Source organism: Marinomonas sp. 63XJN7_7_ISO-PGPR-S23-202 (assembly GCF_056173505.1).
The window spans coordinates 325,428-338,287 of the sequence record NZ_CM149677.1; the positions used below are offsets into that span (position 1 = coordinate 325,428).

Below are 12,860 nucleotides of genomic sequence, written 5' to 3' on the forward strand. Positions count from 1 at the left end.
TTATGCGGGAGAGGGTAGATCAAGCGAGAAAGGTATTTCGTCGCCCCTAATGTGCTCTGCTTTATGAGCGATTTACTGTTCAATACCCCTTTTTTGATTAAATACCCTAAAGACTAGATGAATCTATTTGTAGGTTAAGATAAATGCTCATTTTTGAGTAAAAAATGCACAAAAAACGTGCATTGTATGAAGTGATGTTTCAACTTGGTTCGTTTTTATTTTTGTAGAATGTTCTTAAAAACAATTTTCTCGTTTACTCAATATTGACACTTATTGCTGAATAGTCAGGCTTTTTCTGGGACTTTTTATGAGAGGGCCCTATTTTTCCCTTTTCTCATTTCGTTCTATTTTGCTTGACCATTTGGTTGGCATTGTTTTTGAATGGTTAAAAAGTAGACAGGTAGGTTATATCGCAAGACTCACACAAGAATAAAATAAAAAAAGGAAGACGACATGCAAGATCGCAAATCGCTTTTCGTCGCCAGTGGATTGCTGGTTAATGGGCTTCTAATCAGTCAGCTTGTTCACGCCTCGACGGTGGAATTTTGGACAGCGCAGACCCAGTCTGATCGCATGCAGACGATTGAATTGCTTGCGAGCACTTTCGAAGCGCTCAACGATGGTATTACCGTGAAAGTTGTGCCAGTAGATGAAAATGAAATGGCTACGCAAATGGCGGCTGCCGTAGCGGCGGGTACCACGCCGCAGCTTATAGAAGTCAATTCTGAAATCATAATGTCTTTGGGAGAAGAGGGCATTGTCGATACCAAAACCCATAAAGCGGTGGTCAATGACATTGGGAAAGGCAAGTTTAACCAAGGGGCCTTAACCATGTTAACGTCTCCCAATGGTGAGTATTATGGATTGCCATACCATGGTTGGATTCAAGGCATTTGGTATCGTAAAGATTGGTTTGATAAAAAAGGGCTTGCTACGCCGAATACTTGGGAGAATATTGAAAAAGCCGCCAAGGCATTGACCGATAAAACCCATAACCAATACGGCATTTTAGTGGGCACGAAACAGGATAGTTATACGGAGCAAGTCTTCACACAATTGGCCTTATCTAATAATGCCAGCGAATTTGATGCCAAAGGCAACCTTGTCTTCGATAGCCCCGCAACTTTAGAGACTCTTAAATTCTACAAAAAACTCGCTCAATACAATCCGCCAGGGCCGCAAAACTGGCGTGCTCGAGATTATTACCTGCAAGGTAAAATGGGCATGTTCTTCTACTCCACCTATATTATGGACGATTTGGCATTGGCCAAAGTGGCTCAAAGTTCTCTTTCTGCCGATCACTTTAAGGAACTCTCTGGGGGAACCTTTGATCCTAATCTGGTGAAAAATACCGGATTCGTGCCCATCATCACCCATAAAAGTTCTGCCTCCTATGGCACCCTTTCCGGGTTGGTGGCGTTAAAAACGAATAATACAGAGCAAGCCGACGCCACCAAAAAATTCATCGAATTCATGTATGAACCGGACTCTTACATCACCTTTTTACACATGGCACCAGGTGGTATGAACCCCATGATCAAAGGCATTGCCGAGGATCCCGCTTATTTAGATGATCCCAATGGGGTGTTTAAACTCTATGGGCCGAAAAAGATGGAGCAAATAGCCTCAGGCTTTGATGACATCCGTTCTTTTGCTGTTGTAAAAGGCAAAACCTTTCCCGCTTCGGGTGCTATTTTTGCAAAGTCTGTGATTCCCCGCATGGTCTATGGCGTAACCATCAAAGGAGAAGATCCGCAAAAAGCATTGGATCAAGCGACGGCTGAAATGAAGGCCATTATTGCTGAATAGATCCGCCTAGCCTCCCGCTTACTTGCAAATAGAGGGCAAGGGGAGGATTAGGGTGGGCTTAATGTAAAGAAGGGAAGTCGACATGTCTTCTGTATTAGTCAGAAAAGAAGCACAGCTTGGCCTTAAACTGGTGGCTCCCGCGGTAGGGATTATTGCGTTACTGGTTGTTTATCCCATTGGGTTTAATATCTATCTGAGTTTTTTTGACGTTCAGCTCAATGGTGATAAACACTTTGTGGGGCTAACAAACTATAGCGATTTGCTTAGCAATCCTCGTTATTACCATTCCGTCGGTGTGTCAGTGATATATCTGCTTGGCACCGTTGCAGGTACGACCCTTCTTGGTTTAGCGGCCGCAGTGTTAATGAATCAAACGTTTCATTTTCGCAATCTGGCCCGAGGTTTGATCTTATTACCGTATTTTGCACCTGTGATCAGCGTGGTGTTTGGTTGGCAGTTTATTTTCGACCCAGTGAATGGCATTTATAACCATGTGGTGGTGGATGTTCTACATCTAACGGATACGCGCCGGAACCTGATTGGTAACCCTGATACAGCCCTTTTTGTGGTGATTGTGTTTGATATTTGGAAGCATTTTCCCATTGCCTATCTTTTGTTTCTCGCTAAATTGCAAAGCGTTCCCAAAGATTTGTATGAAGCCGCTGCAATCGATGGACAAAATGCTTGGGGACGATTTTGGCATGTGACCTTACCGGAACTCAGGTTTGTTATTGCCACTGTTATTTTATTACGTGTTATATGGAACCTTAACCGTTTTGAAGATGTTTATTTACTTGCTCCGAACGTGGAAACCTTGCCCATTTTTACCTATTACCAAGCCTTTGCTGGGATTGTTGATCAAGGTGTTGCCGCGACTATTTCGGTAATTCAGTTACTCGTGCTGATCGGTTTAATATGGTTGTATGTTCGTAAGGTGTTGAAATGGTAAAGAGTTATATAAGTATCAATAAATTAATATAAACACATGCAGAGAAGCAGGTGAGAAGATGAATAAACGTACATTGATTCAGTCCATCATTTTGTATTCTATGGTACTTGCCCTAGTGATCTTTTGCGTGTTTCCGTTTGTACAGATTTTATCCACATCGTTAAAGGATCCCATTGATTGGGGGAACCCCTCCTTGATTCCTCGGGTTCTTCATTTGGAGGCTTACAAAGAACTGCTTGGTCTTATGCCTCCTAAAACTGTCGAAGTCCCCGCAAGTATCCAACGTTTACTGAGTAACCCAGCGTTATCGGAAGCCAAACGTCAGATGTTGCTAGAAAAATTCAGTTCCGGTGGGGATGTATTTAACTTTGGTCGTTACATGCTTAATACTTTTGTTATCTCTTTTGTGACAGGGATTTGTTCGACATTACTGGCCTCACTTGCGGCTTATGCCATCGCTCGTTTACGCTTTCCTGGTCAATCCGCCATGGCCAACGGTGTCTTGTTTGTCTATATGGTCGGTGGCGTGTTGCTCATGGTGCCGTTGTATCAAATGAGTGTGAACCTTGGGTTAGCGGGCAGTATATGGGGCACGATTCTTAGTCTGTTTTTGATCTATCTAATTCAAACTTTACCCGTTGCCATGTACATGCTGGGTAACTATTTCCGTGGTATTCCTTTTTCCCTTGAAGAGGCCGCGATGATGGATGGTTGCTCAAGAGTGGAAGCCTTTTGGCGAATCGTTCTCCCTCTGTCGAAACCCATGTTATTCACCGTCTTTATTTACTGTTTTGTTATCGCTTGGAATGAATACTTATTCGCCTCTGTGTTTCTTAAACAATACCAAGATTTCCAAACCTTACCCTTAGCGCTGCAAACCTTATTTACCTCAAAAAATGCCATATGGGATCGCATTATGGCGGCGTCCATATTGACCTTATTGCCCGTCGTGATCTGTTTTATGCTCGCTAATCGTCAGCTTTCTGGCGGGTTAACGGAAGGGGGAGTAAAAGGCTAAAGATGACTGACGATTGTGCTGGCAAATACTTTGTTAAAACTGGATTTGTCTTTGCTTCGCTCATTGCGCCCTATTCAATAAAAGGAAGACATTTATGAGCTCAGTGATATTAAGGAATGTCAATAAGTCCTACGGCGACATGCCTATCGTGAAGAACCTCAATCTTGAGGTGAAAGACGGCGAGTTTGTTGTTTTAGTTGGGCCAAGTGGCTGCGGCAAAAGTACCACTCTACGTATGGTGGCGGGTCTTGAGGACATTACCGCAGGGGACATTCAAATCGGTACTCGAACCATCAATGATTTACCTCCAAACAAACGCAACATCGCCATGGTGTTTCAAAATTACGCCTTGTATCCGCATATGTCAGTGCGAGAAAACATCGTTTTTGGTTTGAAAAAATCAGGGGCTGATGCCGAGACCATTCAACAAAAACTTGCCGATGTATCGACTATGCTCAAGCTGGACGACTATTTGGATCGCAAACCGGCGGATCTATCCGGTGGCCAGCGACAACGGGTTGCTATGGGGCGAGCCTTGGCACGGGATGCGGATGTGTATTTGTTCGACGAACCGTTATCGAATCTAGATGCCAAGCTGCGCCATCATATGCGTACGGAAATCGCGCGCATACAACACCAATACAGCATGACGGCTATTTACGTCACACATGATCAGATCGAAGCCATGACGTTGGGGGAACGCGTGGTGGTGATGCGTGATGGCATTGTCGAGCAGGTTGGCTCGCCAATGGACATCTATCTGCAACCGACAAATACCTTTGTTGCCACCTTTATTGGCTCTCCTGCGATGAACTTGATCGAAGCGAAACGGGACGGTGACGATCTGTTAATCGATCAGTATCGACTTCCAGCGTCGAAAATCGCGAATGTGGATTTACACGATCTCAAATCTCACGACTCGGTGTTGATTGGTATTCGTCCAGACTTTTTTGAAGACAGCGCTTTATCATCCCCCAGTGATAACCTATTTGAATTTAATGATATTAATGTTGAGCTGGTGGAAAATCTCGGCTTTGACAAAGAAATTATGTTCAAACTCGGCGGTGAAGATGCCAAAGCGAGGCTCGACCTACGTTCCCATGTCAAACGCCAAGAAAGCATTTCATTGTCGGTGGATTTAAACCGTGTGCTCTTGTTTGAAACAAGCAAAGAAGGGGGGTTAATTAACAAAGGGGAAGTTTGATGGGCAAGCCGATCTAATAGCTTGAAGCCATTTTCTCCACCAAATAATCCACAAAGACTCTGACTCGTGCTGGCATATGTTGTCCGCCAATAAACACCGCATGGATAACTTCCTTGTCCTGTGGGTTGAAGTCTTCCAATAAAGGGACGAGTTGACCCGATGCGAGGGCTTTTTCAATATGAAAGTTCCCCACTCGGGTAATGCCAATGTCCTCCATCACCAGTTCGACTAGCGTTTCCCCATTGTTGGAGGTCATATTGCCTTTGATGGGTAAAATATAGTCTTCGCCGTTTTCACGAAATGGCCAGCCCGGTTCTATCCGCTGAAAACTAAAATCCAAACAATTAAAATGCTGCAAATCCGCTGGCGTTTTAGGGATTCCGGCTTGTGCTAAGTAGTTCGGTGTGGCAATAACCGTTCTACCTGTTTCCCCAAGGCGTCTTGCGGTTAAATTGCTGTCGGGTAGCGGACCAAAACGAATTGCGACGTCAATATGACCATCTGCCACATTGCTAATCTTATCACTCACTTCGACTTCGATTTTAATATTGGGATAACGTTGCAAAAACTCTTTATATAAGGGAATCATGGTCAAACGGCTATAAGCTGTTGGGGTACTGACTTTGATTAATCCGCTTGGGTTTGCTCTATCAGCGATTGTGCGCTCAGTTTCTTCTAGATCTTTCAAAATACGCCGAGCAGCAAGGGCATAGGACTCGCCCTCACTGGTTAAGTAAAGCTTGCGGGTAGAGCGAACAAGCAGACGAACCCCTAAACGCTTCTCTATTCTTGTCATCATGCGGCTCACTGCAGAGGGTGTGAGTCCCTGTGCTCTTGCGGCGCCACTTAAACTTCCCGTCATGGCAACGGCTAAGAATGTTTCCATCTCGGTGGTTTTATCAACTTTTACTTGCTTCATTTGTGAATCCAATGCAAAACAGAATCGCTTTTTGACCCACTATTCAGGGTTAGGTCGTCTCGTTATATTCCCTAATATCATAAATAAACGAGGATTAATATGAAGATTAACTTTCCATTAATGGCGTTGGCCATGGGCGCTTTTGGAATTGGCGTCACGGAATTTTCTCCCATGGGGATGTTGCCAGTGATTGCCGGGGATTTAGGTGTTTCTATTCCGACAGCTGGCATGCTTATTAGCGCTTACGCGTTTGGTGTATTAATTGGGGCGCCTGTTATGACTTTACTGTGCGCAAATATGCCGCGACGTCGTTTGTTGGTGTTGTCCATGGGAATTTTTACCGTGGGGAATGCCATCAGCGCTATGGCTGACAGCTACAGTGCATTGATGGTTGGGCGTATTATCACATCGTTGAATCACGGTATGTTTTTTGGCATTGGCGCTGTCGTTGCCACGAATATAGTACCGCCGAATAAACGGGCGGGCGCCGTTGCCGCGATGTTTTCGGGTCTTACCATTGCCACCATTGGTGGGGTGCCATTAGCCAGTTCTATTGGCACCGCATTCGGTTGGCGAAGTGCGTTTTGGGGAATCGCCGCGATTGGTGTAATGGTGATGGTCGCGTTACGAGTCAGCTTGCCGCCATTAGTCAATCAAGAGAAGGCGAACATTCGCAATGAGTTAACGGTGTTAGGAAAAGGGCCTGTTTTGGCCGCGTTACTGCTAACGGTGGTGGGAGCCAGTTCGATGTTTACCGTATTCACTTACATTGTGCCTATCTTGCAACAAGAAACCCATGAGTCCACAGCCTTTGTGACCGCTATGTTAGTGCTTTATGGTGCTGGGCTTGCCGTGGGGAATATCCTTGGCGGACGTTATGCGGATCGCTCTCTTTATGGTACTTTGATTACATCGTTAATCGCGGCGATTTTGCTATTGGTTATTTTTGCATGGGTGATGTCTTCTCCGGTTATGGTGATGCCCCTTATCTTTCTCTGGGGAATGGCCAGCTTTGCGGTGGTTCCACCCTTGCAGTCCTTGGTGGTACACGAAGCCAGTGAAGCACCTAACTTGGCATCTGCTATGAACATTGGCGCCTTTAATCTCGGCAATGCAATTGGGGCAGCCTTAGGTGGCGGTGTCATAAGCATGGGATTGGGCCTACCTGCGGTCGCGTTAGCCGGAGCGGGAACCGCAGCGCTTGGGTTGTTTATGGTACTGGTGTTAAAACGAAGCCCGTCAAACCAAGGCAATGAACAAGTCGCCTCTTCCTAACTAACAAGCGGGGGACTGTTTTAGGTATTAACCAAAGCATCCCCGCACCAATCTTTGCATCACTTAGCTCTTTGAGATGGGGTATATACAAAAAATAATTGATTACTGTTAGTTTTTCTCATTAATAGAGAGGTTATATGAAACTAAGCGAACATTTTGACCAAGAAGAACATAATTTTATTATTAAAGAGTGCCTTTTTCAGTTATGGAATCACTCCAATGATCCTATGTTTATCGTTGCTGTGGAAGAGGATGGTGAATTTTCGCTTTATGATAATAATACAGCCTCTCGAATGGTAATGGGGATTGAACCGAATCAAACTTATCACCGTAACAGTCTTCGCGATATGTTTCCTGAAGAGATTGTTGAAGGTTTTTATCGTACTTACCATACCCCTATCACCAGCAGAAAACCTATTTCAATGGAGCAATATACCGTCAAAAATGGAGAGGACGTGTTTTTCAATACCTTGCTAGTGCCTATTTTTGATAAGCAAGGTAATCCGATATTTATTTGCGGTATCAGCCATGAAACGACCAAAATCAAGGCCGCCGAAAAAATGGCGGTTGAAGCAAGTGTAAAACTAAAGGAATACAACACTGGGCTAAAGCAAATCAATGAGAGCCTAGATGCGAAAGTAAGGGAGCGAACCGCGGCGCTGGAGCTCGCTAAAGCAGAGTTAGAGGAGGCTATAGAAGCGAAGTCGTCGTTCGTCGCTAGAATGAGCCATGAAATTCGTACACCTATTAACGCGGTTATCGGTTTAAGCGATCTCGCTCTTAATAACTCACCGAATAATAATGAGCAGAAAGACTACTTACAAAAAATACGAGATTCTGGCGAAATTCTGCTTAGTTTGGTCAATAATGTACTGGATTTTTCAAAAATAGAAGCCGGTAAATTAACCGCTGAATCCGTACGCTTTTCAACTGAAAAATTGATCCGAACCACCGTTAACATGAATGCGTTTGGGGCGCATGCGAAAAAACTAGAATTGGTAACGGATATCTCCGATGACATCCCCGAGTATTTATTAGGGGATCCTCTGCGTATTCAACAAATATTAGTCAACTTAGTGAGTAATGCGATTAAGTTCACCGAGAGTGGAACCATTATTATTCGCTTAAGTTGTCATAAATTCGATGAAGATAGAGCTTTACTACAGTTCGACGTTGTTGATTCAGGGATAGGTATGTCACCCGCACAACTCGAACAACTATTCTCTCCCTTCACACAGGCAGATAACAGTGTCACTCGTGTTTATGGCGGCACGGGCTTAGGTTTAACGATAAGTCGTCAGCTATGTGAGCTAATGAATGGGGACATCAAAGTCGAAAGTGAGCTGGGCAAAGGTTCAACCTTTACTGTCTTATTGCCGTTGAAAATCCCTACAGAGCAACCAACGTTTGAAGTCATTGATTCTACAAATGCTTCTCAAAGTGCTGGTGGTCGATGACCATTCCTTATCTAGAGAGGTTCTAGCCAAATTATTAGGTGGCTTTGGTATAGAAAGTACCTGTGTAGGGAGTGGTTGGGAGGCCATTGATGCCATTCGACAATCGGATCAGTCCGGTATGGCGTTCGATGTGGTTTTTATGGATTGGCAGATGCCAGATATGGATGGAATCGAAACATCGAAAAGAATAAACGAAGTATTCCAAGAATTAGCGCCGCCTATTCTGATGATATCCGCCTATGAAAAGCATCATATTCAGCCGTACATAGATACAGGCATCATTCGACAATTTATAGAAAAACCTATTCGAAAATCCACCTTGTTTGATGCCATCAATCAGTTTTTTCGTATTGAAAAAATAGCGCAGGAAAGTGAAGAAACAGAAATTGTACCCCATCTCTCGGATTTCCATATTTTACTGGTGGAAGATAATCTCATTAACCAGCAAGTTGCATTGGGTTACTTAAAAAGCACAGGCATTCATGTAGATTGCGCTGAAAATGGACAAATTGCCATTGAGAAAATACAAGAGACTCAGTATGACCTTGTCCTGATGGATATTCAAATGCCTGTTATGGACGGATTAACGGCCACCTCTATCATTCGCGACATGGGGCTGGATTATGAACTTCCTATTATTGCTATGACGGCACATACATCCCCAGAAGACATAGAAAAGAGTCTCGCTGCAGGAATGAATGATCATATACCTAAACCTATTCCATCAGACTTGCTTTATCGAATACTGAATAAATATTTAATGCAGAGCAGATCAGAAAAAAATGAAACTTCTGATACATTATCTGTAGAGTCAGCCTTAAATGATCGGTTATCTATGCTTTGTAAAATAAGTAGTTTAAGAGCGCAAAAGGCAATCTACTCCCTAAAAAGCGATACTTCTCTTTATTTGAAAATAGTTCAGTCTTTCTGGTCACAATATAAAGCAATGTTATCAAACTCTAAAGCGCTATCTCTCACCCTAGATAATCATAGTCTGTTAAACGATGTACACTCTTTAAAATCTAATGCATCGTATATTGGTGCTGAAGAAATTTCTCAAGACTGTGAAATGATAGAGCGTAAACTTCTCAACCATGAAGCCCTTGATAGCTCTCTGTTAGACGGTGTTATCAGAAAAATGCAAACGCTTTTAACTGAGCTTAATCCTGTATTTGAGATAATGGAGCAAGATGATAATGATTCAACCCTTCCTCTTAGTGTCACACTTGAAAAAGTGTTAGCATTACTGAAGAAGAATGATTTCAAAGTAGAAAACTATGTTTACACTTTACATCATAAATCTAAAAATACTGAATATAGGGATGATATAAATAAAATTATTCAGAGTATAACGGACCTTGAATATGAGCAAGCCTCGGAGCTTGTTCGCCAACTTTTAATTAAATTATCAGGTAACTAGAATGTCTCATTCGTTTAGTGTCCTTATTATCGATGATGAAATGATAAACTTACAAATTATCAGCGATATTTTGTGTGATGAAGTAGACATTATATTGGCGAAAAGTGGTGAGCAGGGCGTTCGTAAAGCGTTAGAGTTTTCTCCTGACTTAATTTTGCTCGATGTTATTATGCCTGATATGGATGGCTTTGAAACAATGAAAAAGCTGAGCCAGGACGCTCGAACATGTGATATCCCAGTCATTTTTATAACGGCACTGAATGACATAGATAATGAAGAAAAAGGGCTATTGCTTGGGGCAAGTGACTATATTCAAAAGCCAATACATGCTTCGATAATAAAAGCCAGAGTTGCTTTGCATCTTAAACTAATAAACCAGCACCGTATATTAGAGCGTTTAAGTACTATCGATCCATTAACCTCTTTGTCAAATCGTCGTAAGTATGAAGAGACGATTCGATCTGAATGGACATTAATGGAAGAGCTTAATCAAACTTTATCCTTAGCGGTTATCGATATTGATAATTTTAAACAATATAACGACTTTTATGGTCATGCTGCTGGTGACGTCGTGTTACAAAGAGTGGCCACGGTTTTAGCTAATAATTTTATTAAAAATAGAGATCTAGTGGCACGGTATGGCGGAGAAGAGTTTGTCGCAATCATGCCGAATACCTTAAAAGAAGAAGCGTTACAGCGTATTAATAAATGTATCGCTGAGGTTCAGGCGATGGCCATCGCATGCAATATAAAAGATAAAAATGTGGTGACCATCAGTGCGGGGGTAGCCTCCATAGCCCCTACGCGACATGCTAAATTTGAAGACTTATTTGCTGCCGCAGATAAGGCCTTATATATGGCAAAAACAAGCGGAAAAAACCAAGTGAAATGGGAACATGTGACCATCAGTGAGACGTCTCAAGGAAGCACGGATTAATTAGACTGCTACCGTATTTTTCTTGGCTCTCAGCGTCTTACCTTTCCTCTCGATAGTCTATCTGATAGCTCCCTCAATTGTTAAGTTTTAAAGGCAGCCGAAGCTGCCTAAGTGGACATTTCTATAGGGGTTATCCTAAGAATGCGGTGACAGGGACTTCACTGTCTTCAAGCGGTCGTGTATAAACATCCACTAAAGTTGGGCCTTCGGTGGCAAAGGCTTTCGCTAAGGTGGCTGCTAAGTCGTTAGGGTCCCTAACGCTCCATGCTTTAAGACCATATGCTTCTGCCACTTTTTTATGATCTGTTGTTGAGAATTGTGTCGAAAAATAACGCTTACCAAATGAGCGGTCTTGCCCTGCGCGAATCCAGCCAAAGCTGGAGTTATTGAGCACAATAAGTGTCACAGGTAGATTGTAGCGCACAATAGTCTCAAGTTCGCCAGAAGAAAAGCCAAAGCTACCATCGCCCATAATGCCAACGACTTTGCGCCCTGTATTGGCAAAATGTGCTCCCACGACGCCAGGCAAGGCGAAGCCTAAACCACCGTGGAATCGGTGAAAAATAAACGAACGACCAGAACGCTTGGGCTCAAAGAAAGCGCACAAAAAAGGGGTCGGCGTGCCTGGGTCAGAAACCACAATTGCGTCGTCTGGTAAGGATTTTTGTAACTCAGTGACAAAGCGTTCTCCATAGATCGGCATCGTATCTGAGTGAGAGTATCGATCAAAACGTTCTTTCTTTTGCACTCTTGAGGCGGTAACTGCTTTCGGCCCCCATTCAGATTCTCGGCATTTTGATGCACTGGATTTTATCAGGAGCAGCATCTCTGTCAGAATAGCTTTCGCATCACCGACCAAAGAAACATCCGTTAGATAGTTGGCGCCAATTGATTTTGGATCGATATCAATATGCAGAATTTTTTTCTCGCCATTATATGGATTTGTACGTTTCTCACTGGTGACGGAACCGATACGACAGCCAACATAAATGAGAGTATCTGCTTCACGTAATACCTCGCGAGCACCCGCTGTTGAGCCATTTGTTCCGATTGTTCCCATGGCAAGAGGATGACTTTCTGCTACTGTTCCTTTAGCTGAAATCGTGGTGCCAATTGGCGCGCCAAGACATTCTGCCAACGCAATAAATTCCTCAACGGCTCCAGAGTGCATAACGCCACCACCACAGATGATGGCCACTTTTTCTGCTTCAAGAAGAAGGTGTGCGGCTTTTGTAAAATCCTCTTTTGCTGGAACCGTTCGGCGACATGGGTATTGGCCAAATGAGTTATCTCCCCAAACTTCATTGATATCAAGTTGGCCTTTGAGAACATCGTAAGGTAAGCCAATGTGCGCTGCTCCCGGTGCGCCAGATGTCATGGCATTAAATGCCGCTCGTATGGTAGTGGGTACCACTTCAGGAGTCTCAGCAACACGAGTGTATTTTGTAAACGGCTTAAACAAAGCTTCTTGATCGCACTCTGTTAAAACAAAACGGTCGCGGCCTGCGACAGGGATATCGGAGGTAATGGCTAATACAGGAATCGTGGTGCCGTTCGCTTCGGCAATACCGGGCACCATATAGGTAGCGCCCGCACCACTTGGTCCTTCAACCACACCTACCTTATTGGTTAGGCGAGCATAAACATCCGCCATGTAAGCCGCAGAGCGCTCGTCTCGTGTCAGGATATGCGTAATATCATGGTTCAATTTCGTTAAGCTATCGTAGAAGGGCAAGCTTGTGTCGCCGCATACTCCGAAAATATGCTTTACGCCCATTTTATCCAGCATCATAACCAACGCGTCGGCACCGGTAATCTTCTTTGATTGTTCTGACATGGCATTTCCTTCATATTCGTAGATAACGTTGACTT

The 12,860-nt window shown here is 43.6% G+C and carries 10 protein-coding genes; 8 read left to right on the plus strand and 2 right to left on the minus strand.

Annotation, left to right across the window (positions count from 1 at the left end):
• Positions 1-453 precede the first annotated feature (453 nt).
• From AC0VYG_RS01510 to AC0VYG_RS01525, 4 genes are all read left to right on the plus strand, one after another.
• Positions 454-1,809 carry an ABC transporter substrate-binding protein gene (locus tag AC0VYG_RS01510; RefSeq protein WP_475430593.1) on the plus strand — a complete coding sequence of 452 codons (1,356 nt, stop codon included), beginning with the start codon at positions 454-456 and terminating at the stop codon, positions 1,807-1,809.
• 82 nt (positions 1,810-1,891) lie between these two features.
• On the plus strand, positions 1,892-2,758 hold the full coding sequence (locus AC0VYG_RS01515) for a carbohydrate ABC transporter permease (protein ID WP_475430594.1): 867 nt from the start codon (positions 1,892-1,894) through the stop codon (positions 2,756-2,758).
• A gap of 58 nt (positions 2,759-2,816) precedes the next feature.
• Positions 2,817-3,776 carry a carbohydrate ABC transporter permease gene (locus AC0VYG_RS01520; protein WP_475430595.1) on the plus strand — a complete coding sequence of 320 codons (960 nt, stop codon included), beginning with the start codon at positions 2,817-2,819 and terminating at the stop codon, positions 3,774-3,776.
• A 94-nt stretch (positions 3,777-3,870) separates the two neighbouring features.
• The gene (locus tag AC0VYG_RS01525; RefSeq protein ID WP_475430596.1) at positions 3,871-4,980 is read left to right on the plus strand and encodes an ABC transporter ATP-binding protein; all 1,110 of its coding nucleotides are present in this window, start codon (positions 3,871-3,873) and stop codon (positions 4,978-4,980) included.
• Positions 4,981-4,993: 13 nt separating this feature from the next.
• Here AC0VYG_RS01525 and AC0VYG_RS01530 read toward each other — a convergent pair whose 3' ends face one another.
• Positions 4,994-5,899: a LysR family transcriptional regulator gene (locus AC0VYG_RS01530; RefSeq protein WP_475430597.1), complete on the minus strand. Its 906-nt coding sequence runs from the start codon at positions 5,897-5,899 to the stop codon at positions 4,994-4,996.
• A 99-nt stretch (positions 5,900-5,998) separates the two neighbouring features.
• On the opposite strand from AC0VYG_RS01530, the gene AC0VYG_RS01535 reads away from it, so the two are divergent.
• The 4 genes from AC0VYG_RS01535 to AC0VYG_RS01550 all read left to right on the plus strand — a co-directional run bounded on the left by AC0VYG_RS01535 (position 5,999) and on the right by AC0VYG_RS01550 (position 10,988).
• Complete coding sequence (locus AC0VYG_RS01535; RefSeq protein ID WP_475430598.1) at positions 5,999-7,174, plus strand: MFS transporter; 1,176 nt, start codon at positions 5,999-6,001, stop codon at positions 7,172-7,174.
• A gap of 137 nt (positions 7,175-7,311) precedes the next feature.
• Entirely contained in the window at positions 7,312-8,631 is a 1,320-nt protein-coding gene (locus AC0VYG_RS01540) for a PAS domain-containing protein (RefSeq protein ID WP_475449888.1), read from the plus strand.
• Positions 8,603-10,051, plus strand: coding sequence for a response regulator (locus AC0VYG_RS01545; protein ID WP_475449889.1), 1,449 nt, complete (start codon positions 8,603-8,605; stop codon positions 10,049-10,051). The genes AC0VYG_RS01540 and AC0VYG_RS01545 overlap by 29 nt, the downstream gene beginning before the upstream one ends.
• A 1-nt stretch (position 10,052) precedes the next feature.
• A complete protein-coding gene (locus AC0VYG_RS01550) occupies positions 10,053-10,988 on the plus strand; it encodes a GGDEF domain-containing response regulator (protein ID WP_475430600.1) in 936 nt (311 codons plus the stop codon).
• A gap of 130 nt (positions 10,989-11,118) precedes the next feature.
• On the opposite strand, the gene AC0VYG_RS01555 is transcribed toward AC0VYG_RS01550, so the two are convergent.
• Entirely contained in the window at positions 11,119-12,825 is a 1,707-nt protein-coding gene (locus tag AC0VYG_RS01555; RefSeq protein WP_475430601.1) for a thiamine pyrophosphate-binding protein, read from the minus strand.
• Positions 12,826-12,860 lie beyond the last annotated feature (35 nt).

Excerpts from the sequence above, each read along its gene's own strand:
- AC0VYG_RS01510 (WP_475430593.1), top strand. The coding sequence starts at position 454 with ATGCAAGATCGCAAATCGCTTTTCGTCGCCAGTGGATTGCTGGTTAAT.
- AC0VYG_RS01515 (WP_475430594.1), top strand. The coding sequence starts at position 1,892 with ATGTCTTCTGTATTAGTCAGAAAAGAAGCACAGCTTGGCCTTAAACTG.
- AC0VYG_RS01520 (WP_475430595.1), top strand. The coding sequence starts at position 2,817 with ATGAATAAACGTACATTGATTCAGTCCATCATTTTGTATTCTATGGTA.
- AC0VYG_RS01525 (WP_475430596.1), top strand. The coding sequence starts at position 3,871 with ATGAGCTCAGTGATATTAAGGAATGTCAATAAGTCCTACGGCGACATG.
- AC0VYG_RS01530 (WP_475430597.1), bottom strand. The coding sequence starts at position 5,899 with ATGAAGCAAGTAAAAGTTGATAAAACCACCGAGATGGAAACATTCTTA.
- AC0VYG_RS01535 (WP_475430598.1), top strand. The coding sequence starts at position 5,999 with ATGAAGATTAACTTTCCATTAATGGCGTTGGCCATGGGCGCTTTTGGA.
- AC0VYG_RS01540 (WP_475449888.1), top strand. The coding sequence starts at position 7,312 with ATGAAACTAAGCGAACATTTTGACCAAGAAGAACATAATTTTATTATT.
- AC0VYG_RS01545 (WP_475449889.1), top strand. The coding sequence starts at position 8,603 with ATGCTTCTCAAAGTGCTGGTGGTCGATGACCATTCCTTATCTAGAGAG.
- AC0VYG_RS01550 (WP_475430600.1), top strand. The coding sequence starts at position 10,053 with ATGTCTCATTCGTTTAGTGTCCTTATTATCGATGATGAAATGATAAAC.
- AC0VYG_RS01555 (WP_475430601.1), bottom strand. The coding sequence starts at position 12,825 with ATGTCAGAACAATCAAAGAAGATTACCGGTGCCGACGCGTTGGTTATG.